This is a genomic window from Pseudoalteromonas sp. GutCa3 (assembly GCF_002836155.1).
Classification (GTDB): domain Bacteria; phylum Pseudomonadota; class Gammaproteobacteria; order Enterobacterales; family Alteromonadaceae; genus Pseudoalteromonas; species Pseudoalteromonas arctica.
In genome coordinates this window covers 87,174-113,852 of the sequence record NZ_PJBK01000100.1, presented here as the reverse complement: position 1 = coordinate 113,852, position 26,679 = coordinate 87,174, and the positions used below count along the sequence as shown (strand labels likewise).

The 26,679-nt window shown below is 39.9% G+C and carries 29 protein-coding genes; 15 read left to right on the top strand and 14 right to left on the bottom strand.

What is annotated here, in order from left to right:
* Window position 1: 1 nt before the first annotated feature.
* The 3 genes from ubiD (at window position 2) to CXF64_RS17920 (ending at window position 2,870) form a co-directional block, all read left to right on the top strand.
* Window positions 2–1,468 (top strand): 4-hydroxy-3-polyprenylbenzoate decarboxylase, encoded by a 1,467-nt coding sequence (gene ubiD / locus CXF64_RS17930; protein ID WP_007580574.1) that lies wholly within the window; start codon window positions 2–4, stop codon window positions 1,466–1,468.
* A 109-nt stretch (window positions 1,469–1,577) separates the two neighbouring features.
* On the top strand, window positions 1,578–2,291 hold the full coding sequence (gene fre, locus CXF64_RS17925; RefSeq protein WP_024589658.1) for an NAD(P)H-flavin reductase: 714 nt from the start codon (window positions 1,578–1,580) through the stop codon (window positions 2,289–2,291).
* 168 nt (window positions 2,292–2,459) lie between these two features.
* Window positions 2,460–2,870: a CBS domain-containing protein gene (locus tag CXF64_RS17920; RefSeq protein ID WP_024592608.1), complete on the top strand. Its 411-nt coding sequence runs from the start codon at window positions 2,460–2,462 to the stop codon at window positions 2,868–2,870.
* A gap of 64 nt (window positions 2,871–2,934) precedes the next feature.
* Here CXF64_RS17920 and add read toward each other — a convergent pair whose 3' ends face one another.
* From add to cyaY, 8 genes are all read right to left on the bottom strand, one after another.
* Window positions 2,935–3,936, bottom strand: a complete 1,002-nt coding sequence (gene add / locus CXF64_RS17915) for an adenosine deaminase (RefSeq protein ID WP_024592609.1) — start codon at window positions 3,934–3,936, stop codon at window positions 2,935–2,937.
* Between the two features lie 126 nt (window positions 3,937–4,062).
* Window positions 4,063–6,750 carry a CHASE domain-containing protein gene (locus tag CXF64_RS17910; RefSeq protein ID WP_101217679.1) on the bottom strand — a complete coding sequence of 896 codons (2,688 nt, stop codon included), beginning with the start codon at window positions 6,748–6,750 and terminating at the stop codon, window positions 4,063–4,065.
* A 51-nt stretch (window positions 6,751–6,801) separates the two neighbouring features.
* A complete protein-coding gene (locus tag CXF64_RS17905) occupies window positions 6,802–7,911 on the bottom strand; it encodes a heme biosynthesis HemY N-terminal domain-containing protein (protein WP_010554570.1) in 1,110 nt (369 codons plus the stop codon).
* Entirely contained in the window at window positions 7,908–9,749 is a 1,842-nt protein-coding gene (locus tag CXF64_RS17900; protein ID WP_101217678.1) for a uroporphyrinogen-III C-methyltransferase, read from the bottom strand. The genes CXF64_RS17905 and CXF64_RS17900 overlap by 4 nt, the downstream gene beginning before the upstream one ends.
* A complete protein-coding gene (gene hemC, locus CXF64_RS17895; protein ID WP_101217677.1) occupies window positions 9,750–10,688 on the bottom strand; it encodes a hydroxymethylbilane synthase in 939 nt (312 codons plus the stop codon).
* Window positions 10,689–10,723: 35 nt separating this feature from the next.
* On the bottom strand, window positions 10,724–11,701 hold the full coding sequence (locus CXF64_RS17890; protein ID WP_101217676.1) for a DUF2914 domain-containing protein: 978 nt from the start codon (window positions 11,699–11,701) through the stop codon (window positions 10,724–10,726).
* 22 nt (window positions 11,702–11,723) lie between these two features.
* Window positions 11,724–12,380, bottom strand: coding sequence for an alpha/beta hydrolase (locus tag CXF64_RS17885; RefSeq protein WP_101217675.1), 657 nt, complete (start codon window positions 12,378–12,380; stop codon window positions 11,724–11,726).
* On the bottom strand, window positions 12,377–12,700 hold the full coding sequence (cyaY, locus tag CXF64_RS17880) for an iron donor protein CyaY (protein WP_002960979.1): 324 nt from the start codon (window positions 12,698–12,700) through the stop codon (window positions 12,377–12,379). Before cyaY ends, CXF64_RS17885 begins: the two co-directional genes overlap by 4 nt.
* 168 nt (window positions 12,701–12,868) lie before the next feature.
* On the opposite strand from cyaY, the gene lptM reads away from it, so the two are divergent.
* The 8 genes from lptM (at window position 12,869) to CXF64_RS17840 (ending at window position 18,990) form a co-directional block, all read left to right on the top strand.
* Window positions 12,869–13,063: an LPS translocon maturation chaperone LptM gene (lptM, locus tag CXF64_RS17875; protein ID WP_076925567.1), complete on the top strand. Its 195-nt coding sequence runs from the start codon at window positions 12,869–12,871 to the stop codon at window positions 13,061–13,063.
* Window positions 13,064–14,317 (top strand): diaminopimelate decarboxylase, encoded by a 1,254-nt coding sequence (lysA, locus tag CXF64_RS17870; protein ID WP_101217674.1) that lies wholly within the window; start codon window positions 13,064–13,066, stop codon window positions 14,315–14,317.
* Window positions 14,318–14,381: 64 nt separating this feature from the next.
* The gene (gene dapF / locus CXF64_RS17865; protein WP_007580548.1) at window positions 14,382–15,212 is read left to right on the top strand and encodes a diaminopimelate epimerase; all 831 of its coding nucleotides are present in this window, start codon (window positions 14,382–14,384) and stop codon (window positions 15,210–15,212) included.
* Window positions 15,209–15,820 (top strand): DUF484 family protein, encoded by a 612-nt coding sequence (locus tag CXF64_RS17860; protein WP_101217673.1) that lies wholly within the window; start codon window positions 15,209–15,211, stop codon window positions 15,818–15,820. The genes dapF and CXF64_RS17860 overlap by 4 nt, the downstream gene beginning before the upstream one ends.
* Window positions 15,817–16,761 carry a tyrosine recombinase XerC gene (locus CXF64_RS17855; RefSeq protein ID WP_024607738.1) on the top strand — a complete coding sequence of 315 codons (945 nt, stop codon included), beginning with the start codon at window positions 15,817–15,819 and terminating at the stop codon, window positions 16,759–16,761. Before CXF64_RS17860 ends, CXF64_RS17855 begins: the two co-directional genes overlap by 4 nt.
* Window positions 16,762–16,771: 10 nt before the next feature.
* The gene (locus tag CXF64_RS17850; RefSeq protein WP_024607737.1) at window positions 16,772–17,479 is read left to right on the top strand and encodes an HAD-IA family hydrolase; all 708 of its coding nucleotides are present in this window, start codon (window positions 16,772–16,774) and stop codon (window positions 17,477–17,479) included.
* 28 nt (window positions 17,480–17,507) lie between these two features.
* Window positions 17,508–18,611 (top strand): retroviral-like aspartic protease family protein, encoded by a 1,104-nt coding sequence (locus tag CXF64_RS17845; protein ID WP_024607736.1) that lies wholly within the window; start codon window positions 17,508–17,510, stop codon window positions 18,609–18,611.
* Between the two features lie 22 nt (window positions 18,612–18,633).
* The gene (locus CXF64_RS17840; protein WP_024607735.1) at window positions 18,634–18,990 is read left to right on the top strand and encodes a HopJ type III effector protein; all 357 of its coding nucleotides are present in this window, start codon (window positions 18,634–18,636) and stop codon (window positions 18,988–18,990) included.
* 12 nt (window positions 18,991–19,002) lie between these two features.
* Here CXF64_RS17840 and CXF64_RS17835 read toward each other — a convergent pair whose 3' ends face one another.
* Together CXF64_RS17835 and CXF64_RS17830 are read right to left on the bottom strand one after the other, a co-directional pair.
* Window positions 19,003–19,410, bottom strand: a complete 408-nt coding sequence (locus CXF64_RS17835) for a GNAT family N-acetyltransferase (protein WP_024607734.1) — start codon at window positions 19,408–19,410, stop codon at window positions 19,003–19,005.
* 40 nt (window positions 19,411–19,450) lie between these two features.
* On the bottom strand, window positions 19,451–19,756 hold the full coding sequence (locus CXF64_RS17830) for a DUF6482 family protein (RefSeq protein WP_024607733.1): 306 nt from the start codon (window positions 19,754–19,756) through the stop codon (window positions 19,451–19,453).
* Between the two features lie 90 nt (window positions 19,757–19,846).
* On the opposite strand from CXF64_RS17830, the gene CXF64_RS17825 reads away from it, so the two are divergent.
* The 3 genes from CXF64_RS17825 to CXF64_RS17815 all read left to right on the top strand — a co-directional run bounded on the left by CXF64_RS17825 (window position 19,847) and on the right by CXF64_RS17815 (window position 22,237).
* Complete coding sequence (locus tag CXF64_RS17825) at window positions 19,847–20,539, top strand: pseudouridine synthase (RefSeq protein WP_101217672.1); 693 nt, start codon at window positions 19,847–19,849, stop codon at window positions 20,537–20,539.
* Window positions 20,540–20,641: 102 nt separating this feature from the next.
* Entirely contained in the window at window positions 20,642–21,016 is a 375-nt protein-coding gene (locus CXF64_RS17820; protein WP_101217671.1) for a BlaI/MecI/CopY family transcriptional regulator, read from the top strand.
* Window positions 21,017–21,025: 9 nt separating this feature from the next.
* Window positions 21,026–22,237 (top strand): M56 family metallopeptidase, encoded by a 1,212-nt coding sequence (locus CXF64_RS17815; protein WP_101217670.1) that lies wholly within the window; start codon window positions 21,026–21,028, stop codon window positions 22,235–22,237.
* A 73-nt stretch (window positions 22,238–22,310) separates the two neighbouring features.
* On the opposite strand, the gene CXF64_RS17810 is transcribed toward CXF64_RS17815, so the two are convergent.
* Window positions 22,311–22,694, bottom strand: a complete 384-nt coding sequence (locus CXF64_RS17810; protein WP_101163821.1) for an MAPEG family protein — start codon at window positions 22,692–22,694, stop codon at window positions 22,311–22,313.
* Between the two features lie 239 nt (window positions 22,695–22,933).
* Between CXF64_RS17810 and CXF64_RS17805 the strand changes: the two genes are divergently transcribed.
* Window positions 22,934–23,812 carry a DMT family transporter gene (locus CXF64_RS17805; RefSeq protein WP_198551150.1) on the top strand — a complete coding sequence of 293 codons (879 nt, stop codon included), beginning with the start codon at window positions 22,934–22,936 and terminating at the stop codon, window positions 23,810–23,812.
* Between the two features lie 67 nt (window positions 23,813–23,879).
* Here CXF64_RS17805 and CXF64_RS17800 read toward each other — a convergent pair whose 3' ends face one another.
* The 3 genes from CXF64_RS17800 to CXF64_RS17790 all read right to left on the bottom strand — a co-directional run bounded on the left by CXF64_RS17800 (window position 23,880) and on the right by CXF64_RS17790 (window position 26,677).
* A complete protein-coding gene (locus tag CXF64_RS17800) occupies window positions 23,880–24,197 on the bottom strand; it encodes a DMT family transporter (RefSeq protein ID WP_007580521.1) in 318 nt (105 codons plus the stop codon).
* The gene (locus CXF64_RS17795) at window positions 24,197–25,729 is read right to left on the bottom strand and encodes a bifunctional GNAT family N-acetyltransferase/carbon-nitrogen hydrolase family protein (RefSeq protein WP_010554553.1); all 1,533 of its coding nucleotides are present in this window, start codon (window positions 25,727–25,729) and stop codon (window positions 24,197–24,199) included. Before CXF64_RS17795 ends, CXF64_RS17800 begins: the two co-directional genes overlap by 1 nt.
* 99 nt (window positions 25,730–25,828) lie before the next feature.
* Window positions 25,829–26,677, bottom strand: coding sequence for an MBL fold metallo-hydrolase (locus CXF64_RS17790; protein ID WP_101217668.1), 849 nt, complete (start codon window positions 26,675–26,677; stop codon window positions 25,829–25,831).
* Window positions 26,678–26,679 lie beyond the last annotated feature (2 nt).

Below are 26,679 nucleotides of genomic sequence, written 5' to 3'. Positions count from 1 at the left end.
AATGAAATATAAAGATCTACGTGATTTTATCGATTTGCTTGAAAAAAAAGGCGAACTTAAACGTATCACCCAAGAAATCGACCCGTATCTTGAAATGACCGAAATATCTGATCGCACATTGCGTGCTAAAGGTCCTGCGTTATTATTCGAAAATCCAAAAGGCTACGATATGCCGGTGCTTACCAACTTATTTGGTACACCAAAACGCGTAGCAATGGGCATGGGCCAAACAGACGTTAGCGAGCTGCGCGAAGTAGGTAAACTACTCGCTTTTTTAAAAGAGCCTGATCCACCAAAGGGTATTAAAGAAGCACTAGGCGCTATACCTATTTTTAAGCAAGTGCTTAATATGCCAGCAAAAGAAGTTAAAAAAGCGCCTTGCCAACAAGTAGTTTTAGAAGGTGATGATGTAGACTTAACTAAATTACCTATTCAACATTGTTGGCCAGGTGATGCAGCGCCATTAATTACTTGGGGCCTTACAGTTACTAAAGGGCCTTATAAAAAGCGCCAAAATTTAGGTATTTATCGCCAGCAATTATTAGGCAAAAATAAAATAATTATGCGTTGGTTGTCGCATCGTGGTGGCGCGCTTGATTTTCAAGAATGGTGTAAAGAAAACCCTGGGCAGCCTTACCCTGTCTCGGTAGCACTAGGTGCCGATCCAGCTACTATATTGGGTGCAGTAACGCCTGTACCCGACACATTAAGCGAATATGCATTTGCTGGTTTATTACGTGGTAGCAGAACCGAAGTTGTAAAATCTATTTCCAATGACTTGCAAGTCCCTGCCAGTGCAGAAATAGTACTTGAAGGTTACATTATGCCAGGTGAAATGGCGCCAGAAGGCCCTTATGGTGACCATACCGGTTACTATAATGAAGTAGATGACTTTCCAGTAATGACGGTAACTCACTTAACGCATCGTAAAGATCCTATTTATCACAGCACATTTACTGGCCGACCGCCTGATGAGCCTGCAATTTTAGGTGTAGCACTTAATGAAGTGTTTGTGCCGATATTACAAAAGCAATTTCCTGAAATCGTCGACTTTTATCTGCCGCCTGAAGGGTGCTCGTACCGTATGGCGATTGTAACAATGAAAAAACAATATCCTGGCCATGCTAAGCGCGTGATGATGGGAGTTTGGTCGTTCTTACGTCAGTTTATGTATACCAAGTTTGTAATTGTGTGCGATGACGATATTAATGCCCGTGATTGGGAAGATGTTATTTGGGCTATAACAACCCGAATGGATCCTGCTCGCGATACAACATTAATAGAAAACACACCTATTGATTATCTCGATTTTGCATCGCCAGTCTCTGGCCTTGGTTCAAAAATGGGAATGGATGCCACCAATAAATGGCCTGGCGAAACCACCCGCGAATGGGGCGAGCCTATTGTTATGGATAAAGACACCAAAGACCGCGTAGATGATATTTGGGAAAGCCTTAATATTCTTTAAGCGTTTATATGTAAGTACATAACAGGCTATAAAATAACCCTGCAGATATGCTAGAATCGAGTCATTCGATTGCGTATCTGCTGTTTAAAGCGCTGCTAAAAGGTAAAAAATGCAAACATTAAAAGCTGAAGTTGTAGCTATCAGCCCACTTACAGAATTTGTTCACAAAGTAATTTTAAAGCCACAACAACCTGTGACCTTTGAAGCTGGCCAATACATGCAACTCGTATTGGGCGAAAAAGACAAACGTGCTTTTTCTATAGCTAGTCGCCCTTCACAGTGCGATGCAATAGAACTGCATATTGGCGCGTCAGGTGCCGATTCGTATGCAATGCAATCGCTGGAACATTTACGAAACGCCCATACCACTGGGCAGTTAGTAGACATTGAAGCTGGCTTGGGTATTTCACAGTTGCGCCTGCAATGTGAGCGCCCTATTATTTTACTTGCCGGTGGCACTGGTTTTTCATACGCAAAATCAATGGCTGATCACTTAGCTGAAATTAAGTGCGACCGTCCTGTATTATTTTACTGGGGTGTAAAAGAAGAGTCAGCTTTATACGCACATACAGAAATGCAAACATGGGCCGATAGCCACAAAAACTTTGAGTTTATCCCTGTGGTAGAAAATCCATCTGCTAATTGGCAAGGTCACACTGGCTATGTACATAAAGCGGTAATGCAAGATATTGTATCACTTGAACCATACGATATTTATATGGCCGGTCGTTTTGACATGATAGGTATTGTCCGTGATGACTTTATTACTCATGGTGCAATTCGTGAAAACATGTACGCAGATGCATTCGCATTTATCAAATAATTGAAATTAACTTTCAGTTATGAATAAAGGCACCTAATCGGTGCTTTTATTTTATATAACAACAAATACTTAATAGTTAAAACCTATCAATCTCATCAACATAAACAATTTCCTAAATCCCTATCTATAAACCATACTTTGTATAGAACATCAGCGGGAGAGACCCAAATGCTAAATACAAAAGTAAAAGATTTTATGCAACGCAAGTTGCCAAATATCACACCAGATACAGAAATGACGACAGCCATAGCAGAACTACAAAAATTTAAACTACTTGGCGCACCAGTATTTGATAAAGATAAATGCCTAGTCGGATTTATATCTGAGCAAGAACTATTAAAACCACTTACGCAAAGCAGTTATTTTTGTGATGGGATGGTTAAAGTATCGCAACTTATGCAAACAAAGGTAGTGACCGTTAGCGGCGATACCAATATTATTGAGCTTGCAGAGCAAATGCAGCCCGGTAAACCAAAAAACTACCCTGTTGTAGAGGGTGTTAAAGTAATCGGCATGATCAGCCGAGCTGACGTACTTAAAGCACTTTACGATAATTATATAAGTTGCCAAACGCGTTAATTAAACTGACATTACAAATACAAAAATGCCGCTTATATAAAGCGGCATTTTTAATATTCTTAAATTAACGTGCGCTAACGATTGCTGAAAGTTCTTTTTTATCGCCATCGCTTAAAAATGCTATTTCTAATGCATTTTTTTGGGCTTTTTCCATATCAGCTTGAGATAAGCCAGCTTTAGGTGCTGCAACGGTATATTCGTACTCAATTTCAATGCCTTCAACCGCAGGGTCATCAGTATTAATACACGCTAAAATACCGTGATCTAAAAACTGTTTAAGTGGGTGCTTAGCTAAATCGTTTACTGTACTGGTTTGAATATTACTTGTTAAGCACGACTCAATGCCAATACGGTTATCGCGTAAGTAATCCATTAGTTTTGGATCTTCAATAGCTTTAACGCCATGCCCTATTCGGCTTGCACCTAGCTCATTAATTGCTTGCCAAATACTTGGAGCACCGAGTGCCTCTCCAGCATGAATAGTCGAAGCTAAATAAGCATTTCGTACTTGTTTAAAGTGCTCTACAAACAACTCACCAGGAAAGCCAATTTCGTCACCGGCTAAATCAACAGCAACTAAATCATTTTTAAATGCGAGTAAAGCATCAAGCTCTTTTTGACATGTTTTTACGCCATAAGTACGCGATAAAATACCAATCAAGTTAGCTTTTATATTTGCATCCTTTGTTGCTGATTTAATACCATCAACAACCGCCTCTACAACCCCTTCTGGGTGTAAACCTTGGCTTTGTGCCATGTAGTAAGGGCTAAATCGAAGCTCTACATAATCAAGGCCTTGTGCTTGTGCATCTTCAATGTTTTCAATCGCTATGCGTCTACACGCATCGTAGTCGCCAAGTACAGTGACACCCCAATCTAACTTTTGTAAAAAAGCCATAAGGTTTGGCTCAGGGTCAATAACTTGAACATGAGGAATTAATGCCTCAACGTTATCTGCAGGTAACTCTATATTAAACTGACGACCAAGTTCTAATATGGTTTGCGCACGTACATTACCATCTAAATGACGGTGAATATCTAGCAAAGGTAATTTTCTATTGATCATAATAGCAACCCAGTTTAGTTAAATTTGCGCGCATGATACGCAGATATAGTTATTTTTCAAGTCTATATGGTTTGCGTTAAGTTTAAGCGGTCATATGTCTGCTTTTTGTGCAAAAAATAACGTTACTTATTTATTTGATAAATAATGCCAAAGAGTTTTAAAAAGCGTATTTGCATCAATAGGTTTGGTAATATAACTATTCATTCCAGAGGCTAATGCCTTTTTAACGTCATCATCATGGGCGTTCGCCGATAGCCCTATTATGGGTAAATCAATTAACCCTAAATCACAACGAATTACTTTTGTTGCTTGGAGTCCATCCATTTTTGGCATCTGAATATCCATAAGAACAATGTCGTAGCTATTTTCGGTTAGCTTTTCTATGGCTTCAAAACCATCATTAGCAATGTCGGCAATACACCCTTTTGTTTTTAAAATGGCACTGGCAACATGCTGGTTAAGTGGGTTATCTTCGACTAAAAGTAACTTATAGTTTGCGAATGATAAGGTACTTACATCTATTTCGTCGTATTGCTGTTGAATTTGCTCTGCCTTTGGTAAAGGCGATATAAGCGGCAAACTAAATGTAAATGTAGAACCTTTACCTTCATAACTGACTAAATCAATTGCACCACCCATTAACTCAACCAACTTTCTGCAAATACTTAACCCTAAGCCTGTACCACCATATTGACGTGAGGTTGAGCTATCGGCTTGCGCAAACGGTTTAAACAATTGTTTTTGTGCTTCGCTACTAATACCAATACCCGTATCGTTAATACTAAAGTAAGTCATTTTTTTCGACTGCCAAATTTTCAGAGTGATCTCACCTTGCCCTGTAAATTTAACCGCATTATTGAGCAGATTCAGCAGCACTTGTTTTAAGCGGATTGGATCGGTATTAATGACCAAATTTGATGTTTTATCAAAATCGAGACTTAACTTTATTGATTTAATGTCAGCTTCAAACTGAAGTAAATTAAGCATTTCATCCGCTAAACTCGCTACGTTAATAGGCTCTTGCATTAAGTCTAGCTTGCCTGCTTCCATTTTTGAAAAGTCGAGCACATCGTTTAATACCCGCAGTAAAACACCCAGTGCTCCATCTGCTTGTTCAATGTAACTCCTTGCTTGTTGCCAATCATTCTGTTGCAGCGCTAAATAATGCAGCCCTTTTATACCGTTAATAGGGGTGCGGACTTCGTGACTCATGTTTGCTAAAAACTGTCCTTTAATATGACTCGCTTCATCTGCTTTTTGTTTTTCTTTGCGTAATGTATGCGTTTGCTTAGCCACTTGTTCGCGAATTTGTATATTTGTACCTGTAACTGAAATCAAAAATGTAATCAGTAACCACACAAACAACATACCTACTATTTGTGCAAGCCAATACATTAACCAAGACGTTCTAACTATTGGTTCATATAACTCGACCTGCCACATGCGTTTGCCAATCAACAATTGATATTCTTTAAACAGCGTTTGCGAGTTATCGGTATCGGCAATATAAATTGCCTGCTTTTTCCCTGGTATCGTTGTATCAAAAAAACTGACTGAAATTGAGTTGTTGTGATCAAATAATAGTGTTTGCGATAAGCGTTTCAGACTGACAATCGCTGCCACAAAACCTTGAAAATCATCTTCGGTAGACGACTCTCCAAAAACAGGATATAAAAAAAGTACACCGTGTTCGGCTGTATTTTGGACCAAGTTAATTGGCTCACTTAGTGCAAGTTCATTAAGCTCTTTCGCTTTGCTAAGCGCTGCACCTCTTACTTTACTAGAAGCTAAATCAAACCCTAAAACACCTTCATTATCTTTTAAGGGATATACATATTTTACAGGAAAGTAATTACTACGAGTACCTGCAGGTTGCCAACCTCCATCAAGTGACTTTTCTTTTATATATAAAGGTTTGCCTGTGGCTGTATTTTCATGTGTTTCAAAATCTGCGAGTTTATTTGCTGGTACATAAGGTATCCATTCAAATGCTGAAATTTCTTGGCTATAGTCCAACTGCTTTGAAGTAAATTGTTTAAACTCTTTAAAGTTCACGTCATTACTACTAGCAAAAAATGTAGCTAACAATCCTAAGTGAGCAGTAATACCATCGAGCTTCTGGCTTATAGCATTTTGCACAGTAAGTATTTTGGCTTCTTGCTTTTGAATGTCTTTTTCTTTTTTAACACTGGCAGCGCCATAAAAACTAACGCTGATTAGTATATAAATTAATAGTGAAGGTAAAATTACCAACATACGGTGGCGTACTTGCGTGTAATTAAAGGCTGCGAGCATGAGTGGAGTAAATATAAGTACACCGATACTGTCGCCAATCCACCATGCTATAAAGCTATCAAAAATAGCATGCGTAGGGATCACATTATTCAATGCTAATAAACTAGTTCCCACACCTGCAGCAATAACACAGCATATTGGTCCTGCTACTATTAAGCTCTGCACACTGTGTTTTAAAGAAGATAAATCTAGTGGAGCCTTTATAACATTTACTATAATTTGACGACCAATCCAAGCCTGTAAAACAGAGGCTAAAGTGACGCAAATAGCTTGTAAAAGCACATTAAAATGAAGAATATCTACGGTGTTATCAAGATGAATTAAGTTAGTACAGAAAGCACCAAGAATAAGGCCAATAAATGACTTACGTCCCCAAATTAAAAAGCTCGCTAAAGCAATTCCTGAGGGCGGCCAAGAGGCAACCGCATAGCCATCTACAGAAAGAAGTGAGTTGCTAAAATACCCAGTAAAAAAGTAAGCACAAGCCAAGCTAAGGGTTAATATTAAAAACTTTCTCAATGCTTGTGCTCCTGAACTACAAAAAATGCTAAGTAGTTATAGTGTAGTCATTTATTGATATAAAACGAGCGCCTTTTCTGCTTGTGCACTATTTTTATAACTTAAAACAGCTTGTTCAGAGAACTGTTTTTTATTGTCACTATTCAGTGCTTTATCAAAAATTCTAGCTGCTAAGTCATAATCACCTTTAGCATTAGCAAGGCAAGCCAGCGCAAGTAATAGTGAATTATTTGAATCATCCTTTTTAAGGCGTTCTTGTATGTTTATTTGCAACTTAGGCGCATCGGCTGCTGTTGCTTTACTTAATATATTGGCAAGCTCTAAGTGTTGCTCATTGTGCTTAACCATTTTAATTAAGTCACTTTCAATAGCAGCCAATTGACCTGCTTGCGCCATTTGCATTAAATATGCGGTGTGGGCATGAGCTTGCAGCTTTTTCGGTAGCTGTTTATATTTTTCACTCAGTTTGTCTGCATCTAACGCATTAAAGTAGGCACTAAATAACTGCGTCCACTGTGCATCAGTAAGTGCTTTTTTGCGTAATAAACGCGGCAAAAAATCTTCCAGCGCACTAAAGTGTTGTTGCTGTACTAATACTTCTGCATAAAGTTTTAACTCAAGTGCGGTGGCTTTTTTAGCTTCTGCGCTAATACGCATTTGTGATTCAATCGCGCTACTGTCGCCACTTGCCAACCATAGCTTTGCTACTTTTAATTGATGCTCTGGGCTTATTTCAAATAAACGCTCAAGTGCTTTATCTGTTTGATTATTAGCAAGCGCTGCTTTTGCAAGTAATGCTAAGCGAATATCTTCAAACTTATCTGGTACGCTATTACCCGATAGAGCCTGCTCTACATGCTCATAATCATCATTAATAGCACTCCACAGAGCCTGCTCAATAGCTACTTGTTTGCGCTCTTGGCTACGTGCAAAAAAGCCATGTTTAGTATTATGATAAATCGATAATAAGTAGCGGATTAGCTTATATGTTAAATATAAAACAACAGCGGTAATGACTGCCATTATACAAAACGATACTATCGTGCCTTCTATCGTCGTATTGTTAAATGAAATAAGTACATAACCTTTTTCATCTAGCACAAATGGAGTAACCGCTAGTACAACAACAATAGCTACAATTAAAATAATTAGCCCTATCATTGCGCCCACTCCTTAACCTTTTGTGTACTATTTAAGGTTATTTTTGGATTAAAATTAAGCTGCTCTTTTTCGAGTTTAGACAACGCTTTAAGTACCGTTTTGGTTGCATCATCGTCTTGCTTAAAGTACTCACCAACTAAACGTTTTGCTTCACTTAAGGCGCTAAAGAAAATACTCGCCTGCTTACTCATAAGTGCATCTTGTGCCTGAGTTATATTAAGCTTGATTCGTTGATTAATTAAATGGCGCTCTTGATCTGTAAGTAATGGCTCAATGGAAACACCTTCGTGCTGGCGAATAGTAATAAAGCTATCCACAATTTTATTCCAGCTATTACTCAGGTTTTGCTGCCAATCACTCACGTCATCACTTAAAGCATTTTCATCTATTGCAGCCGCTTCTTCTGGCAAGTTAACCGCATTAAAAACTAAATTATCAACGCTATTAAGTGCACTGTTTAGCTGTAAATAAATAGCCTCTGTTGCTATAGGTTTAAGGCTATCAAGTGTTTGTATGTCTTGCATAATAGCTTGGCGAACTTCAACTGTTCCTGGGTGTTCGCTAAGTAATGCATCTAAGCGCTTTAAAACAGCACTAGTGCCTTGGTAATCTTTTTCAGCCCATAGTTTAAATTCAGCCATACGCTGTAAGCTGGTTACTTCTTGTGGGTTTAAAGACGAGCCTTGTTGCTGCGCTTTTTGCAGGGCTGCTTTTAGCTCTTGCTGATTTTGAGCTGCACTTTCACTTAGGGTTGCGGCTACTTTTTTCTCACTATTAAACAGCGCTTGCTGCAAATTAGATTGCGCCGATTTAAGTGCTTGCAGCTCTTGAACGAGTAACTTATTTTGCTCGCTTAACTCATTAACGGCTAGGTTTTGCGCCTTACCAGCATTTAATTTTTGATAAAACTCGTATCCAACACCAGAGGCCACAATTAACGAAATAAGAAGCGCAAGTGCTGCAACCTTACTTACCTTTTGTTTGTTTTTTTCTGTCGTATTTTTTGTAGCTGCTGGCTCTTGCTTAGCTGATTTAGCTGAGGCCGGGTTAGCTATTGTTGATGTGGCTTTTTCTGCCGTAACTGGCTTTGACTGTTCGCTCATGTTGCTACCTTGCTGATTTATGCAGGTAAACATAGCATTATCGCTAGCCCCTGCTGCAATGTGTATATTAGCCGAACTTACCTGTTGCAACTTTAAATAAGCGGCTATCCGCTCGCTTGCAACATAAAATCGGCACTGTTGTAACCATTGTAGTTGGTGTGCAGTAAGGCTTTTAAATATAGCATCAACTGCTGCATTACTTGTTATGACTATACCGTGTACATTCTGGCTTTTCCAGTGGTCTGTCCAGTTGGGGGTGATACTCTCTGTGGGTTCACGTTTGTACACAACACAATTATTTAAAAAAGCACCGCGCTCTTTTAGCGTTTTAGCTAACTCAGGGCGGCCACCTTGCCCCTTAACTAACACTATATTACTGCCATCAACCTCGGCGAGTGATTTGAGCGCAAGTAACCCTTCTGAATCATACTGCTTTGGTACTGCTGCGCGCACACCAAATTGCTCATATATAATGTTGGCTGTTTGTTGTCCAACCGCATAAAACTGCGCTTTGGTATTTATATCGGGTTTTAATTGCGAAAGTGCACTGACTGCATCTTGCGATATAAATATTATTTTATCTGCATTTAACAGCGGACTAAGTTCAGTGCTGGAGGGTGTTAAATGCGTTATTTTTAATACCGGAAATAAAGACGCCTGATAACCCGCTTGCTCAAGTTGCTGTGCAAGGGCTGCGCCTTTTCCTTCGGGCCGAGTTATCAGAATATGTGTCATTTATGCGTCTCTATAAACTTCAGCTAATATTTTGTCTGCGCCTTGAGCTAGTAATTTTTTAGCAAGCTCAATACCTAGTTCTTCTGCGTCATTTACATGACCTGTTACTTCGTCACGTAAAATTTCGCTGCCATCAACAGCACCAACTAAACCACGCAAATGTACCTGCTCGCCATCAACTAATGCATAAGCACCAATAGGAACTTGGCAACCACCTTCTAAATAGCGGTTCATCGAACGCTCTGCGTTTACGCGAATACGTGTTTGTATATGCTCAAGTGGTGCAAGTAATGCCTTTGTTACTTCATCATCAATACGACATTCGATACCTACAGCGCCTTGACCATTTGCCGGTAATGACACTTCTGGCTCAATGTAGTCAGCAATACGCGACTCCATTTCTAAACGAATAAGCCCTGCAGCCGCTAAAATAATAGCATCATATTGGCCGTCATCTAATTTACCTAAACGCGTATTTACATTACCGCGCAAATCACGAATATCTAAATCAGGGCGAAGTGCTTTAATTTGGCACTGGCGGCGTAAGCTAGAAGTACCCACAATGGCGCCCTGTGGTAGCTCGTTTAAATTTGCAAAATTGTTTGATACAAACGCATCACGCGGATCTTCACGCTCACAAATAGTATACAGCTCTAATCCTTCTGGGAACTCTACTGGCACGTCCTTCATAGAATGCACGGCAATATCAGCTCGGCCATCTAACATGGCTTGCTCTAGCTCTTTAACAAATAAGCCTTTACCGCCAATTTTAGCCAATGGCGTATCTAAAATTATATCCCCTTGCGTCGACATTGGGACTAATTCTACGCGCACATCTGCATGAAAACGCTCAAGCTCTGCTTTTACAAATTCGGCCTGCCAAAGTGCTAAGGCGCTTTTGCGCGTTGCGATGCGTACTAATTTTGTTTTTTCTGTCATAGGGGTATCCAATTAATTACTGCGTTTAGCTAGTTTTAGTCAGCTAAAATTCTAAACTCTTTTTGGGCAATTAAATTGCCTTGCTCATCAACTACATCAACACGCCAATGGCCTGTTTGTGTGTCCATGATATTTTTTGTTGAGTACGTTCTGTAGCGAGGCGAAGTAACATTAAGTGTAATTTCAGCCATAGTTTCACCTTCAAACGACCAAACATGCTTAACTTGCTGGCCTTGAAGATTTTTAATCTCACTAAAAAACGATACGCCTTCATCAAACTGACTTAATCTAATATCAGCAGCAAACACATTAGTGGGCTCACGCTTACTTACTTTACGAGTAAGTACCGCACGGCTAATTTTACCCGTGTCTATTTGCGCGCCCAAAGCCACACTTGCCACTTGTGCTGTCGGTGAAAAACCTTCAGTGCCACTCAATGCACCATCATCACTTTCTAAATCTAAAAGTAACTCTGTTTGATTAGCAGGTTCAGCTACGTTTTGAGCTTCTTCGGTTTCTTCTTGTAGATCATTATCAAGGCCTGAGTTTAACTCAGTATTAATACTCTCACTTTGATCAATCACAATATCGTTGTTAGCTAGTAAAACTGCATCAGTATTTACAGGATCCGCTTTAGCCGGTGCATTAATTGATATGTTTTGCTCAACCTCATTTTGCTCAGCTGACAACGGTTCAATCCGAGCTTGCATTGCCTCTGCAGGATCATTAGGGCTATTGCTTACTGATGATTGAGGCTCAACATCCGTAACTTCAACGCTTGTCTGGTTTTGAGCGTTACTACTAAAGCTTAAAAATTGTTCCTGCTCATTTGGATGCTCACCTTGCTCTGCACTGGCTGACGTTGTTAAGCCATACACAACTGCTGCAGAGGTCATTAATACCAACATAGCAATACTCACAATACGACGCCAATTCCACTCGTAGCTTACCGTTGGTACACTCTCTTGTAGTTCGCGTTTAACATTTGCTTTAATAACTATTTTTTGACTCATATTGACCTCAGCGGTTCCAAAATTAGCTTAAACGAGCAATTAACCATTGGCGAATAGCTTGCAATTCTTCTGCGCAAACTTGGTGAGCCATTGGATATTCTTGCCAGCTTACATCCATGTTATGTGCTGTTAATACTTCAAACGCACTTTTACCCGCACTATGCGGTACAACGTTATCTTGGCTACCATGAGCCATAAATACGTTTAAATCAGTATGCTTTGCTTCATCAGCAAATTTTTGCGGCACACACATATAAGTAGAAAGCGCCATAACACCCCCAAGCTTTTGCTCAAAGCGCGGCGCTAAATGCAGCGACACAACACCACCTTGAGAAAAACCAGCTAAAATAATTTTATTAGCAGGTATGCCATTAGCAATTTCTTTATTAATTAACTCTTCTACCTTTGCAGCCGAATCCCTTACGCCTTGTTCATCGGCACGCTTATCTAATTCTATAGATTTAATATCGTACCAAGAGCGCATTTCCATGCCACCATTTATGGTGACCGGTTGTACTGGCGCATGCGGAAAAACAAACCGAATACCAAGTTCACTTGGTAAATTAAGCTGCGGAGCTACTGGTGCAAAACCATCCCCAGAGTCACCTAAACCATGTAACCAAATAACCGTTGCTTTGTGCTCACTTTGGGCTGCATATTCTACAAATTCTAAACTCATAGTGATGATTGCCACTTAACTTCTTGGCCTGCTTGGCGAGTTGAGGCTTCATTTATAAATGCCCAAAATTCAGCGCCAGAGCGGTTATCAATCCATAACCCATCACGCATTTCAAAATGATGTCCGTTAAACTTAGTCGCAACCCATACTTGATGAAGAGGTGCTTGCTTGTTAATCACTATTTTACTTTTATCAGGAAAAATAATTTCTAAAATACCTTGTGCCGATTCGTAATCTAAATCAGCTTCGCAATCATCAACTTGCTCTTCAATAGTGAACATAAGAGCTTCGGCTAATTGGTGATATTCGTGTTCAGTCATTGTTATTTCCTTTGCAGGCGAGCCGCCTAATATTGGGTACGTTTTAGCTTTGAATTAGCTTTAAAAATGTGCAGCTAGTGTAACAGGAATAAAATCATCCGCGAATAGCTGCATTTTTTAGATATTCTGTTACTCTGCGATTATAAAGCCAGCAACCGTATTAATCTAATGAAAGCGACACATACCTTACAATTAAAAAAACTATTAATAAGCACTGTACTGTTAAGCGCCTTAGCTGGCTGCGGACAAAGCGGTCCGTTATATTTACCAGAGCAACAAACAGAGCAAAACCAACCTCAAAATACAGCTCAGCCAGTCACTACTGCTGAACAAGCCAAAACATTGCAAAGTCAGGAGCAATAAATGGATTATTTTAACTACAAAAACAACCAATTATTTGCCGAAGACGTCAGTGTGGCAAGCATAGCGCAGCAATACGGTACGCCGTGTTATGTGTACTCGCGTGCTACATTTGAGCGCCATTACTTAGCGTTTGCTAACGCCACTAAAAATCATAAAAGCTTGGTATGCTACGCAGTAAAAGCAAACTCAAATATTGCCGTGCTTAATATATTAGCGCGCCTAGGATCTGGTTTCGATATTGTATCCAAAGGCGAACTTGCACGTGTAATTAAAGCGGGAGGCGATGCTTCTAAAGTGGTTTTTTCGGGCGTGGCTAAAACAGCCGACGAAATAGCTTACGCATTAAAATTGGGGATTAAATGTTTTAATGTAGAGTCGGCCTCTGAGCTTGAGCGTATTTCTGAAGTGGCTTGCGAGCTTAACCTAGAAGCACCTATCTCTATTCGCGTAAACCCAGACATAGATGCAAAAACACATCCGTATATTTCTACTGGTTTAAAAGAAAATAAATTTGGTATTGATATTCAAACGGCTGTAAGCGTTTATCAACAAGCCGCTGCTTTACCGGGCTTAAAAATTATTGGTGTTGATTGCCATATTGGCTCTCAATTAACTGAAGTAAGACCATTTTTAGAAGCCCTTGATAAATTAATGGCGCTTATTGATGAGCTAAAAACTAATGGTATTGAGCTAACTCACTTAGATATTGGTGGTGGTTTAGGCGTACCATATAACAACGAGCAACCACCGCACCCAAGTGAATATGCAGCGCAAGTTACCGAGCGCTTAGCTAACTATAAACACCTTGAACTAATTTTTGAACCAGGGCGCGCTATTGCAGCTAACGCAGGTGTTTTAGTTACTCAAGTTGAATTTATTAAACAAAACCAAGACAAATTTTTTGCCATTGTAGATGCAGGTATGAACGACATGCTTCGCCCTGCGCTTTATCAAGCGTGGCAAAAAATCATTCCGGTATCAGTTCGCGACGACGAAACACCGACTCACAACTTTGATATTGTGGGCCCGGTGTGCGAAACCGGCGACTTTTTAGGAAAAGATCGTGAACTAGCGCTTAAACAAGGCGACTTACTCGCACAACGAAGTGCTGGTGCATATGGCTTTACCATGAGTTCAAACTACAACTCGCGCCCGCGTGTTGCAGAAATAATGGTAGATGGTCAGCAGCACCATCTTATTCGTGAACGCGAAACTATTGAAAGCCTTTATCAAGGTGAGAAAGTTTTACCATAAACGTTTTTGTCTACTAGCTGCTCTGTGGCATGATTAGCACAGAGCAAAACCGAATTAGAGCGCTATGTTAGTTAATTTTTCCAAAATGCACGGCTTAGGCAACGACTTTGTTGTGATTGATAACATTACACAAAATGTTTTTTTGTCGCGAGATCAAATCAAAAAACTGGCAGATCGCCATTTTGGCATTGGCTTTGACCAATTGCTAATGGTTGAAGCGCCATACTCTCCTGATCTCGACTTTCATTATCGAATATTTAATGCCGATGGTACCGAAGTAGAACAATGCGGTAACGGCGCACGCTGTTTTGCCCGCTTTGTACGTATGAAGGGCCTTACTAACAAGCATAAAATTACTGTGTCGACCAAGTCGGGCAACTTAACGCTCTACATAGAAAAAGACGGTCAAGTAACGGTTAACATGGGTCATCCAAATTTTGAGCCAAGTAAAATCCCTTTAAAAGCGAGCAAGCGTGAGCTTACTTATATTATTAGAACCGAAGAACACACTGTATTTAGTGGCGCGGTATCTATGGGTAACCCGCATTGCGTGCTAGAAGTTGACGACGTAACCACCGCGCAAGTTGATATATTGGGTCCATTACTTGAAAACCACGAACGTTTTCCGCAAAAAGCGAACATTGGCTTTATGCAAGTTGTATCGCATGAACACATTAAATTAAGAGTGTGGGAGCGCGGCGTTAACGAAACCCTAGCCTGTGGCACAGGTGCGTGTGCAGCAATGGTGATTGGTCATATGCAAAATAAGTTATCAACAACCGTTCAAGTAGATTTACCAGGCGGTAGCTTACAAGTACGTTGGAGTGGCGAAGGTCACCCAGTACGCATGACTGGCCCCGCAGAGCATGTGTTCGACGGGCAAGTAGCGCTATGAGCGAGCTAAGTAAAGAACAGGTTATTGATTACTTACATCAACATCCTGATTTTTTGGTTCAACACCCGGAGCTACTCGCACAACTTGAGCTGCAACAGCAAGCTCAAGGTGCAACGTCGCTGGTACATATTCAGCAACGCCAATTACGCGAGCACAACACGCTTTTAAAAAGCCAAATAGACGCTATGAGCAAGCATGCAACGCAAAACGAGCTTGTATATCGTTTGTTTAGCCAGTGCCATCGCCAACTTTGGAATCATGACGATTTTGATACTCTTGCAAATAATCTACGCAATATAATTTGCTCAAGTGAAGATGTTAACGACTGCAAATTAGTAAAATATAATCCCAAATACGACGAACTTATTTCACATCGCCTTACCCATTCTGGGCATTATTTAGGGCGTATTAATCAGCAAGAGCGCGAATTATTATTTAGTGAAGATACACAATCCGTCGCTATTTATTTAATTGGCGACACCAAGCACCCTATCGCTATTTTGGCGTTTGGTAGCAATAACGTAAACCATTTTGAGCCCGCTCAAGATAATCTGTTTGTACTCGACTTTATAAACGCATTACACCTGCGGTTACAAAAACTAGCATGAGTGACGATGCGCCTAATATTACCCAGTTAAGCGATAATTGGCGTACACCCATAACGCTATTTAGCGATTATTTAAAGTTTGAAAAACAATATTCAGCGCACACAGTTAATCAATACGTAAGCCAACTTGGCTTTGCAGCCCTTTATTTTAGCAAATTATGTGACGACTGGTTTGGCGTACAAGGCGAGCATATTCGCCGCTACAGCATGGCACTGCGATCAAAACAATTAAGTGGCCGTACTATTAGTTTAAAGCTCAGCTGCATTCGTAGTTTGTATAAGTTTTTAAAAGCAAAAAACATTGCCGAGCAATCGCATTACCATAATCCGGCTATAGGTATAAAAGGCCCTAAGTTTGCAAAGCCCCTACCTAAAAATCTCGATGTGGATCAAATGGCACGCTTGCTCGAAATACCTGACGACGAACCTCTCGCAATTAGAGATAAAGCAATGATGGAGTTAATGTATTCATCAGGGCTGCGTATAAGCGAGTTAGTTGGCGCTAACATGCAAGATATTAGCGCTGCCAATGGTGAAATTTTAGTGCGTGGTAAAGGTAATAAAGAGCGATTAATTCCGGTGGGCAAAAAAGCGTTAGACGCATTAAAAAAATGGCTCACAATACGCCCTCAGTTTGCAAAGCCCGATGAAATAGCAGTATTTTTAAGTAGCCAAAAAAACCGTATTTCGATTCGCCAAGTGCGCCTACGCATGCAAGAGTGGGGAATAAAACAAGGTATTAGCTCGCAGGTTCACCCGCATAAGCTGCGCCACTCGTTTGCGTCACATATTTTAGAATCGTCTGGTGATTTACGCGCCGTGCAAGAATTACTAGGGCACAGCAGTTTGTCGGCTACACAAGTGTATACGCATTTAGATTTTCAACATTTAGCCAAGGTGTACGACAACACTCACCCTCGCGCAAAAAAACGAACTGATTAGGAAAATAAATATGATTCGATTTAATCGTGCTATTAAGCCATTTTCTGTCATGAGCTTTGATTTAGACGACACGCTATACAGCAATCACCCTATTATAAAAGCAGCCGTTAAAGCCCAACAAAATTATTTAAACGCACTACCTGGCTATCAAGAGCAAGGGCAAAAGTACTGGCAACTATGTCGCGAACTTGCCGTAATACAAAACCCAGATCTCGCGGATGATGTAACTAAATGGCGCAAACACACCCTACGTTTAGCGCTTTCTAAACTTGGGTTTACCGCAGATGAAGTAGAGCGCCATGCAAATGCCGCCTATAACGCCTTTGCCGATGCGCGCAGCAACATAGTGGTAAGCGATGACGTACTTAACTTACTAGATAACCTAGCCAAACACTTTACGCTTGTTGCAATTACTAACGGTAACGTTGAAATTGAACGCTTTAACTTACACGATAAATTTGAACTCGTCCTGCAAGCGGGTATGCACGGTAAAGCAAAACCTCACAGTACCTTGTTTGATAAAGCAGCCACACATTTAAACGTTGCTAAAAGCGATATTTTACACATTGGCGATAGCCTAGATACCGATGTACAAGGCGCAAATAATGCCGGTTGCCAATCGGTATGGTTAAACGATCAAGGCGCCAATTATGCTTATAAAGGGCTGGCTGATATTGAAATAGTCAACATCCATGCTTTAACGCACTTTATTAAATAACCTACTCGTTTAAAAATAAGAGGTCACAATGAGCCACTATACCAAGCTAATCACCTTGCTATTAATTGGCTCGCTTAGCCTTAACGCTTATTTATTATGGCCGCAGCCTGCGTTAACTACACCACAAAAAACGCAAAGTGCCCAGCAAAGCATATCGCCTAAACAGCAAGATACGTTACTAAATACGGCAAAGCAGCAATTTAAACAACACCAATTTGAAGCCGCACTTAGTAGCTATCAACAACTCAAAAACAGCAACCCAGAAAGTGCAAAAAAACTTTATTCATCGTGGCTAGTGCAGCTTAAAATATGGCTAAATAGCAATTTATTACTTAGCGAATCATCTCTCAATGCGCTATTAAATAACAGCCCTTATAACGTAGAATTACTTAACTTACAGATTGAGTATTTAATAAATAGCGAGCAAACACAAAATGCCATTATTGCTTTATTTGAGCTGAATTCATTACTGCCTGCTGATCAGCAAAGTAACGTAAATACACGTTTAAATACGCTCATTCAAAACAAGCTACGCACATTAACAGATCAACAAAATTGGCAAGCTATTATTGAGCAAACGCAAATTTGGCTTGATTATAAAAGCGATAACGCACCGTTTTTATATCCGCTTGCGAACGCCTACTATCAGCAAGGCGATTTAATTAGCGCACAAGCAACCCTTGATCGAATGCCAAGCCAGCACAATCTAAAAAGCCAAGTGCAAACACTGCAAGCTATGATCAATAAAGCGCAATCGCAAGACGACTTCGTTGCCTTAACGCCTTACGGCGTGCATTACTTAATAAACACCGAAATAAATAATAATCTATCCACCGAATTAATGATTGATACAGGCGCAAGCGTGACCTCGCTACCGACAAATGTTATTGAGCAAATTTCGCCACAACCTTTATATTTAGGTGATGTAACGGTAAATACGGCTAACGGTCAAATTGTTGTAAAACGTTATCAAATTGAGTCGTTTAAAGTAGGTTCGCAAATTATTTATGGTTTTGAAGTGTTGAGCATTGAAAACACACGCGGACAAGGTTTACTAGGAATGAACTTTTTATCGCGATTTAAATTTAATATAAATCAGCAGACAGATGAGCTAGAGTTAAGCGCTAAATAATTATAAAACATAAGAATAAAACATGACATTAAATGACTACTTAGCAATCCTTGCAGAAAATCCAAAAAGCATTCAATTTACAGATACTATTGCTGTTATAGAGGCAAATTACACGTTTACCGCGTGCGGCTTTAATAATCATGGATTACTAAGCTCTGCAAGTGAGAACAATGGCTCGTGTAAAATTTTTGCATTTGCTAAACTAAACGATTTAAGTAAACAAAATACCTTAGATTGCTTTGGTAAGTTTTACCGACAAGACGTGCTGCAAAACCCAAAAGGCGATGATCACATGAACATTCGCACCTTTATGTTAGCGCCAGAGGCAATACCTTTTTTAGGTATTACCTTTGAAGGCGAGCCACTAAAAGTAAAATAGCCAGCAAAAATATTAAAGTGGCTTTTCCATAAAGTAACGAGTTCCAGAGCGCGGATAATTATTAAGCTGATACTTAACACTATAACCGCGCTTTTCATAAAAAGGTTTTGCCTGAAAATCGAGCGTATCAAGTTGAGCAGTTGTTGCACCTAGTTCAATAGCGGCTTGTTCAAGTGCTGTTAGCAGTTTATCGGCAAGCCCTTGGCCTCGCGCACTATCGCTACACCAAAGCCAACTAATCATCAGCCAATTTCCAAACACACACCCACTAATACCGGCAACAAGCTCGCCTTGCTCATCAGTAAATTTATAGCCTAATGGCACTCTTTGCGCATCAAAATGCTGGGCGTTAAATTCAACCATTTGCGCGCGAAGCGCTACGTTTAACGCATCGGTATTATCTGCTGTTAATTGATACATGTGCCGCCCTTAAAGAGCTGATACTAGCAAACTAGCTCAATCAATACAGGTTATTTTTACCAAATGGGACTTCAAGCATATTACTGGCTGTTTTTTCGGGTTGACCGCACATTTCATCGTAAGCACTTGTATGGCGTAGCATCATTTGTGCATAGGCTATTTTTTCAAAACGCTTTTGAATATGCAGTGGGCTTAGTGCTTTTATAAACTCACCATTTTCCTCTGTCACGTAATATTCAACATTATTTATAATTACAGAGACTTGGTATAATGCCATTTCAAGAGAATGCGCAACCACCTTTTGTAATGGCTCATGTTTTTTTAATTCTGAGAATTTCATACCCATAACAACCACCTTTTTTAAAAGTAACCTCATAGATACGCAGCTTTGCTATAATCGCGATCAAATTTTTATTGGCCGCTGACATCATACGTTATGAGTACAAAAATCCGACTAGCTAAATATATTGCCCATTCAGGTATTTGTTCTCGCAAACAAGCCTCGCGTTTAATTGACGAAGGCGTTGTGACTGTAAATAATCGCCCAGCTAATCACATTGATCACGTTGATGAGCAAGACACTGTAATAGTGAACGAAAAAGAAATTAAAGGTGCTGCCGATTTAGTTTATTTTGCGTACCACAAACCAGTAGGTATTGACTGTAAATTAAATATTGATGACCCAGCCAGCCTTATTCACCATTTGCCCACACTCACCCGTGTTTACCCTATTGGTCGATTAGATAAAGACTCTCGCGGTTTGCTTATTTTGACCAACGATGGGGATTTTTGTAATCAACTAATACATCCTGACTTCCACCAGCCTAAACATTATTTAGTCACCGTAAATAAGCCTTTAGACGATGCTTTTTGTAAAAAAATGGCAGCAGGCGTACCGGTTGATAAACACGTAACCCTGCCTTGCGAAGTTAATAAAATAGCTAGCAATCAATTTAGTATTGTTTTAAAGCAAGGGTTAAACAGGCAAATACGTAAAATGGCGCATTACTGCGGCTACAAAGTAATTGATTTATTTAGAGTGCAATTTAGTGACCTCACCCTTTCAAAACTAAACCTACCTGAAAACCAATATATACAAATTAATAAAAACGATATTTCAAAAATCTAATACCAAGTCACTTAACTACATCTCAAAAAGTTAAAAAATAAACTTGCAATTACAGATTACAGATGTAGTCTTTAATTAAAGATTACAGTTGTAGGCAATAGCATGATTGAGTTATCAAAAGCAGAGTTTGACGTGCTCGACGCACTTTGGATTAACTACCCCGCCACCGCGAGCCAAATAATTGAGCGCTTAAGCGACGATAAACAATGGCACGAAAAAACCATTAAAACCTTACTTGGTCGTTTAGTAAAAAAAGGCGCACTAACATTTGAAAAAGACGGTCGCCAGTATATTTATATGCCGTGTATGGAGCGCGCCGACTACACCTTAAAAGAAAGCCAAAACTTTATTGAGCGCTTTTTTAGTGGGCGTATTGCGCCACTTGTAAGTGGTTTTGCTAAATCGGAGCAGCTTTCTCAGCAAGATATAAACGAGCTTAAAAAAGTTATAGATGACTGGGAAAAAAACCAAAAGTAAGGGATTAACATGGTTATTCAAACTGGTTTTAATTGGTTGATTGAGCAGCAATTACTATTAAGCATTTTGTTTTGTGGATTTATTTTACTCGAGCGATTTGGTTTAAAAGCCCTTGGCTCGCGGTTTGTATATAAATTAGCATGGCTATTACCTGCGGCATTGGTGATTGCTAATTTACCAAATGCGGTTAAACCACTGCAAAATAGTAATATTAGCCATTACTTAATCACCCCTAACCAGCCTTTTACACATGAAATGGGTATTAGCTGGGCGCTCATGTATGTACTTATTACCGCAGGGTTATTAATAGCTAGCTTTATTACGCATACCCGCTTTGTTAAAAGCCTGCAGTTAACTGAGTTAACACAATTTGAAGGCACTCTTACCGCTGATGTTAAAACTTATACCAGCCAACATGTAGCCACGCCAATGGTGGTCGGTATTTTAAACAGCAAGCTGGTGTTACCGAGTAACTATAATACCCAGTTTGATAAAGCCACATTAGCGCTTATTTTAGAGCACGAAAACGTACACATTAAACGCAAAGACAACTTAACAAACGCACTTATATTACTGCCTACTATTTTACTGTGGTTTAACCCACTAGCTTGGTTTTGTTACGCAAGCATGCGCCGACTACAAGAGTTGACTTGTGATGAACGGGTATTAGCCGATAAAACCACTCAACAACATATTTTATATAGCAAAGCCTTAATAAACTGCGCGGCAAATGTGCCCACAGGACTTATGGCTTATTCACACTACGGAGATAAAAAAACCATGTTACAACGACTAATTAATATAAAACACAGCGGGGAGCGTTCAAAGCTTGCTAAAGGTGGCTTATTACTTGTAGCCGCAAGCATGCTAAGCGGCTTAGCAATTGCAAAGCAACCAGAAGTAAATAAAACGCAAGAGGAACATATTTCACCAACAATACGCATTGAACCTGCTTATCCAATACAAGCAGCTCAACAAGGGATCAGCGGCTCTGTTGTATTAAAATACGATATTGCAGCAAACGGTAAAACAAAAAACATTAGTGTTATTCAATCTAAACCTAAAGATGTTTTTGATAAATCAGCGAAAGAGGCGCTAGCAAAATGGAAATATAAAGCATCAGATTCAGGTTTTGAAGATGTACTTGTACAACTAGATTTTGCGATTAATAGTGAAGTGGCACCTACCGATTTAATTGAGCGAATTAAAGTATCGCATTAACGCCACGAGTTGTTCAAGACTACAAAGCAAGCGCCCTTTTAGGCTGCTTGCTTTGTGGTTTTAAAGTATAAACCTACAAACTCACCACAATCATGGCAATGGCTGTACCCAAACCAATAAACCACACTAATGAGCGAATTATATCTAGGTTCATATAGTAAAATACGCAATACAAAATACGCGACACAATATGCGTAACCGCTAGCGTTTCGGTCACTGCACCTACAGAGTTAGTGCCCAGTACAACTGCAATAGCGACAGCAAAAACAGCAAGCGATTCAAAACAGTTTTGATGAGCAGCGAGCGCACGTGCACCAAAGCCGGTTAATTTTATTTGTTGAGCCCTTGGGTGTTTATTGTCGTATCGACCTAATTTTGCCATTGCTATAGCAACCGGCACTTTTGCAAAGTAAGGCATTAATACCGCAAGTAATGCACATACAACTAATGTTGTCATAATTTATCCTTTTGATGTTTCGGATAATTTAGCATAAGCGCAATAAAAAAGCCGCCAGATACGTTTTATGACAAACGCTGGCGGCTAACAATAACATCAGGCTTACTATAGCTAAATTTATCCCCAAACCCGTGCGACATAATGTCGCAGATGATGAATATTCAATATCACGGTTAATGAATCGCTTTACTTCATAAAGCTTGTTAACTTTACTGCCTTACATTTTAACGATGACGACCATGACCTGGATATTTTTCACTTTTTTAGCCGCCTTCATGCAAGCATGGCGTAATGCCCTGCAAAGTAAATTAAGTAACGATGTGAGTGTTGCTGGCGTAACCCTCTCCCGCTTTATTATTGCAGGTCCTATTGCTGCCGTGTATTTATATGGTTTGTATCAATACCAAGATACCGCCATGCCTACGTTTAATAATGCCTTTTGGGGATTTATTGTAGGCGCAAGTGTTATACAAATACTTGCCACTGGTTTAATGGTTAAGTTATTTAAAATGAATAATTACGCTGTAGGTGCTGGTCTTGCCAAAAGCGAAGCGTTAGTGGCTGCTATTTTAGGTGTATTATTTTTTGGCTCGGCACTTTCTTTACTCGGTTGGCTTGGTGTGTTTTTTGGCGCTATTGCCGTATTGCTACTCAGCGGCATAACAAGCGTTAAACACTTTAATGCTAAAACTGCATTACTAGGACTTTCTTGTGGTACTTGCTTTGCACTTACATCACTGTGGGTACGTGAAGCGAGCTTAAACTCAGGATTATTATTTCCACACTCAGCCGCTTGGGTTTTGCTGTTTGTAATTAGCTTACAAACACTAATACTACTGAGCTATTTATTATTAAAAGAGCCGCAAACACTCAGTAAACTGTGGCAATACAAAGGCACTACAGCCGCAATTAGTGTTTTTAGTTGTATCGGCTCTATTGGCTGGTTTAGTGCCATGAGCTTACAACATGTTGCTTACGTTAAAACACTTGGACAGGTTGAAGTATTTTTTACCATGCTAATTGCTGTACTTTGGTTAAAACAGCCACTTAAAAAACAAGATACTGCAGGCTTAATACTCATAGCCATTGCCGCTTTTTTGGTCATGTTGCCAAGTTAAGAGCATAAAAAAGCGCAGGCTTTTATACCTGCGCTATTCATAATTAAGCGTTTATTCGAATTACCAATTAAGAGCTTATTTTAAGTGTTATCACACCGCTAATAATCATCAGTACTCCCGCAATACGACCAAATGTAGCTGCATCGTTATAAAACAATATACCTACTAAAAACGTACCCGCAGCGCCAATACCTGTCCACACGGCGTATGAGGTGCCCATTGATATTTGCCTTTGAGCAAGCCACAACATAAAACCACTAGCGACTAAAAATGCCACCGCTATTGCTATGCCTTGCCAGCGAGTATCTGAATTTTGCGAAATTTTTAAACCTATCGGCCAGCCAATTTCAAGTAAACCGGCAATAACCAAATAAATCCACGCCATTAAACATCTCTCTTTTTCAATATAACTTCATATAAATCTTCGCGGCGATCTTTTAAGTTACGCACTGTGCCTTCGCTGTGAAGAATTTTTAACTTATCCATATCAAGGTCACTAAATAACAGCATTTCTGTATTAGGTGTGGCTTCGTTAAGTGTTGCATCGTGCGGGAACGAAAAGTCCGATGGCGTTAATACAGCCGATTGTGAGTACTGCACATCAAGGCTTTCTACTTGTGGTAAGTTACCTACCGAGCCTGCAATAACCACATAACATTCGTTTTCTATTGCACGCGCTTGTGCACAATGGCGCACACGTAAGTAGCTATTTTTAGTGTCGGTCCAAAATGGGACGAACAAAATATCTAACCCTTGTTTTGCTAATATGCGTGAAAGCTCAGGAAACTCTACGTCATAACAAATTTGAATACCTACACGCCCAGCATCGGTTTCAAATACAGCAATTTTGTCGCCGCCTTGAATAACCCAATCGTTTTGCTCATGCGGGGTAATATGTATTTTACGTTGCTCGTCTATTTTACCGCTGCGGTGGCATAAATAACTTACGTTATAAATTTTATCGTCTTCGGCAAGCGGCATAGAGCCGGTAATAATATTGGCGTTGTATTCTATTGCCATACGCGACATCGCGTTTTTAAACGTTTCGGTATATTCCGCTAAATAACGAATCGCTTCAGTTTGATTGCTTTGATTTCCTAAGCCCATTAATGGCGCGTTAAAAAATTCAGGGAATAGTATAAAGTCGCTTTTGTAGTCAGATACGGTATCTACAAAGTATTCAACCTGTTTTAGCATTTCTTCAACCGATTCAACACAACGCATTTGCCATTGCACAGCACCTACGCGCACAATTGATTTAGTTGACTCGAGTACCGTGTCGGTTGGTTCATACATAATGTTATTCCACTCAAGTAAAGTGGCGTAACCAACTGACTCTTGATCCTCTGGTAGGTACTTTTTAAGTAAACGCTTTACCTGGAAATCGTTAGATAGCTGAAAGCTTAAAATAGGATCGTACAGCTCTCTCTGATCTACTTTTGCAATGTATTCCATTGGCGTCATTTCACTACTGTGATTGTAATAACGTGGAATACGACCACCCGCTAAAATAGCGCGTAGGTTATATTGGCGGCACAGTTCTTTACGGGCATCATAAAGGCGACGACCTAAGCGCATGCCTCTGTGAGTTTCGCTAATGGCAACATCTAAGCCGTATAGCGCATCGCCATCGGTATCGCTAAATACACGGTCGTGACCATCTGCAATATCTTCGTATGTATGCGGGTTTGAAAAACGTGTGTAATCAACTTGTACGCTCAGCGCTAAGCCCACCAGCACGCCGTCATCTACAATCCCTATTTGCCCTTCAGGAAATTGGTCTATTAATCTAAAAATGGTATGACTTGGCCACGCACCACCTAAGTCGGGATACGCTTGATCCATCAAGGTTTTAATTTGCGGATATTGCTCTCTGGTTAAGTTACAAATTTCAAGATGGGTTTTTTCTGCCGACATACACAACTCCTTTAGGCATAAGAAAATAAAAGCCGAATATACGCTCGATTAAATCAAGAATACACTCAGCTTTGTATCATGTTTTTTACTTTAGATGTACTACTTTAAGCTGCGGTAAAAGAGTGTGGTTACTTTCTCTTTTGGTAACCAGCCTGCGTATTCAAGACCAAGTTCTGCCAATGGATCGGCTTTAAGTACTTGCTCTAAGCTTGCATTATTTTGCATTGCTTTTAGCATCACATCTTTCGCGCTTTGAACTAACTTACCATACGCTATTAGTCCTGAACGGTCACTTACCTTACCGTGCCCTGGTATTACTTTAGTGTTGTCGTCAATTTGTTTAACTACATCATCTACTGCCGCTAAAATACCATCAACACTGCCGCCGCTATCTACATCAACAAACGGTAAGCTGCCAAAATTAAAATAAATGTCGCCCATGTGCACTATGTTGTCGTTACTGAAAAAGATAACTGAATCGCCATCGGTATGTGCATGTTCATAATGCACCACATGGGCGTGTTCGTTATTAAAATGCAGTTTTAAATCGTGACCAAAACTAATACGCGGTAAAAAGTCTGACCCTTCTCCATGCTGCTCTTCTAAACGTTTGTGTACATTGTCGTGTGCTATAACGTGCGCACCCGCTTTAGCAAAGTTTTCGTTGCCACCGGTGTGATCGCCATGATGATGCGTATTAATAACAAACTCTGCGCTGCCTGGTTTTAAATCGCTAATCGTTTTTTTTATATCATCTGATAACTTGGCAAACTGATCATCAATAATATAAATGCCATCATCGCCTACACTTGCTGCAATATTACCGCCTTGCCCAAATAGTACGTATACATGCTCACTTAGTTTTTGTGCTGTGACGGGGCCATCATCGGCTTGCGCTGTAGTGCTTAGTAATAAACCTGTTATTAATGCGGGTAGTATTTTTTTCATTT

What these genes read in the sequence shown, in the direction of transcription:
- dapF (WP_007580548.1), top strand. Translation starts at nt 14,382, where the DNA reads ATGTTAGTTAATTTTTCCAAAATGCACGGCTTAGGCAACGACTTTGTT.
- CXF64_RS17820 (WP_101217671.1), top strand. Translation starts at nt 20,642, where the DNA reads ATGATTGAGTTATCAAAAGCAGAGTTTGACGTGCTCGACGCACTTTGG.
- CXF64_RS17805 (WP_198551150.1), top strand. Translation starts at nt 22,934, where the DNA reads ATGACCTGGATATTTTTCACTTTTTTAGCCGCCTTCATGCAAGCATGG.
- CXF64_RS17850 (WP_024607737.1), top strand. Translation starts at nt 16,772, where the DNA reads ATGATTCGATTTAATCGTGCTATTAAGCCATTTTCTGTCATGAGCTTT.
- CXF64_RS17835 (WP_024607734.1), bottom strand. Translation starts at nt 19,410, where the DNA reads ATGTATCAATTAACAGCAGATAATACCGATGCGTTAAACGTAGCGCTT.
- cyaY (WP_002960979.1), bottom strand. Translation starts at nt 12,700, where the DNA reads ATGACTGAACACGAATATCACCAATTAGCCGAAGCTCTTATGTTCACT.
- CXF64_RS17830 (WP_024607733.1), bottom strand. Translation starts at nt 19,756, where the DNA reads ATGGGTATGAAATTCTCAGAATTAAAAAAACATGAGCCATTACAAAAG.
- ubiD (WP_007580574.1), top strand. Translation starts at nt 2, where the DNA reads ATGAAATATAAAGATCTACGTGATTTTATCGATTTGCTTGAAAAAAAA.
- CXF64_RS17905 (WP_010554570.1), bottom strand. Translation starts at nt 7,911, where the DNA reads ATGATAGGGCTAATTATTTTAATTGTAGCTATTGTTGTTGTACTAGCG.
- CXF64_RS17800 (WP_007580521.1), bottom strand. Translation starts at nt 24,197, where the DNA reads ATGGCGTGGATTTATTTGGTTATTGCCGGTTTACTTGAAATTGGCTGG.
- CXF64_RS17810 (WP_101163821.1), bottom strand. Translation starts at nt 22,694, where the DNA reads ATGACAACATTAGTTGTATGTGCATTACTTGCGGTATTAATGCCTTAC.
- CXF64_RS17885 (WP_101217675.1), bottom strand. Translation starts at nt 12,380, where the DNA reads ATGAGTTTAGAATTTGTAGAATATGCAGCCCAAAGTGAGCACAAAGCA.
- CXF64_RS17790 (WP_101217668.1), bottom strand. Translation starts at nt 26,677, where the DNA reads ATGAAAAAAATACTACCCGCATTAATAACAGGTTTATTACTAAGCACT.
- CXF64_RS17840 (WP_024607735.1), top strand. Translation starts at nt 18,634, where the DNA reads ATGACATTAAATGACTACTTAGCAATCCTTGCAGAAAATCCAAAAAGC.
- CXF64_RS17900 (WP_101217678.1), bottom strand. Translation starts at nt 9,749, where the DNA reads ATGACACATATTCTGATAACTCGGCCCGAAGGAAAAGGCGCAGCCCTT.
- CXF64_RS17890 (WP_101217676.1), bottom strand. Translation starts at nt 11,701, where the DNA reads ATGAGTCAAAAAATAGTTATTAAAGCAAATGTTAAACGCGAACTACAA.
- CXF64_RS17815 (WP_101217670.1), top strand. Translation starts at nt 21,026, where the DNA reads ATGGTTATTCAAACTGGTTTTAATTGGTTGATTGAGCAGCAATTACTA.
- CXF64_RS17795 (WP_010554553.1), bottom strand. Translation starts at nt 25,729, where the DNA reads ATGTCGGCAGAAAAAACCCATCTTGAAATTTGTAACTTAACCAGAGAG.
- CXF64_RS17825 (WP_101217672.1), top strand. Translation starts at nt 19,847, where the DNA reads ATGAGTACAAAAATCCGACTAGCTAAATATATTGCCCATTCAGGTATT.
- fre (WP_024589658.1), top strand. Translation starts at nt 1,578, where the DNA reads ATGCAAACATTAAAAGCTGAAGTTGTAGCTATCAGCCCACTTACAGAA.
- add (WP_024592609.1), bottom strand. Translation starts at nt 3,936, where the DNA reads ATGATCAATAGAAAATTACCTTTGCTAGATATTCACCGTCATTTAGAT.
- hemC (WP_101217677.1), bottom strand. Translation starts at nt 10,688, where the DNA reads ATGACAGAAAAAACAAAATTAGTACGCATCGCAACGCGCAAAAGCGCC.
- lptM (WP_076925567.1), top strand. Translation starts at nt 12,869, where the DNA reads ATGAAAGCGACACATACCTTACAATTAAAAAAACTATTAATAAGCACT.
- CXF64_RS17920 (WP_024592608.1), top strand. Translation starts at nt 2,460, where the DNA reads ATGCTAAATACAAAAGTAAAAGATTTTATGCAACGCAAGTTGCCAAAT.
- CXF64_RS17855 (WP_024607738.1), top strand. Translation starts at nt 15,817, where the DNA reads ATGAGTGACGATGCGCCTAATATTACCCAGTTAAGCGATAATTGGCGT.
- CXF64_RS17860 (WP_101217673.1), top strand. Translation starts at nt 15,209, where the DNA reads ATGAGCGAGCTAAGTAAAGAACAGGTTATTGATTACTTACATCAACAT.
- lysA (WP_101217674.1), top strand. Translation starts at nt 13,064, where the DNA reads ATGGATTATTTTAACTACAAAAACAACCAATTATTTGCCGAAGACGTC.
- CXF64_RS17845 (WP_024607736.1), top strand. Translation starts at nt 17,508, where the DNA reads ATGAGCCACTATACCAAGCTAATCACCTTGCTATTAATTGGCTCGCTT.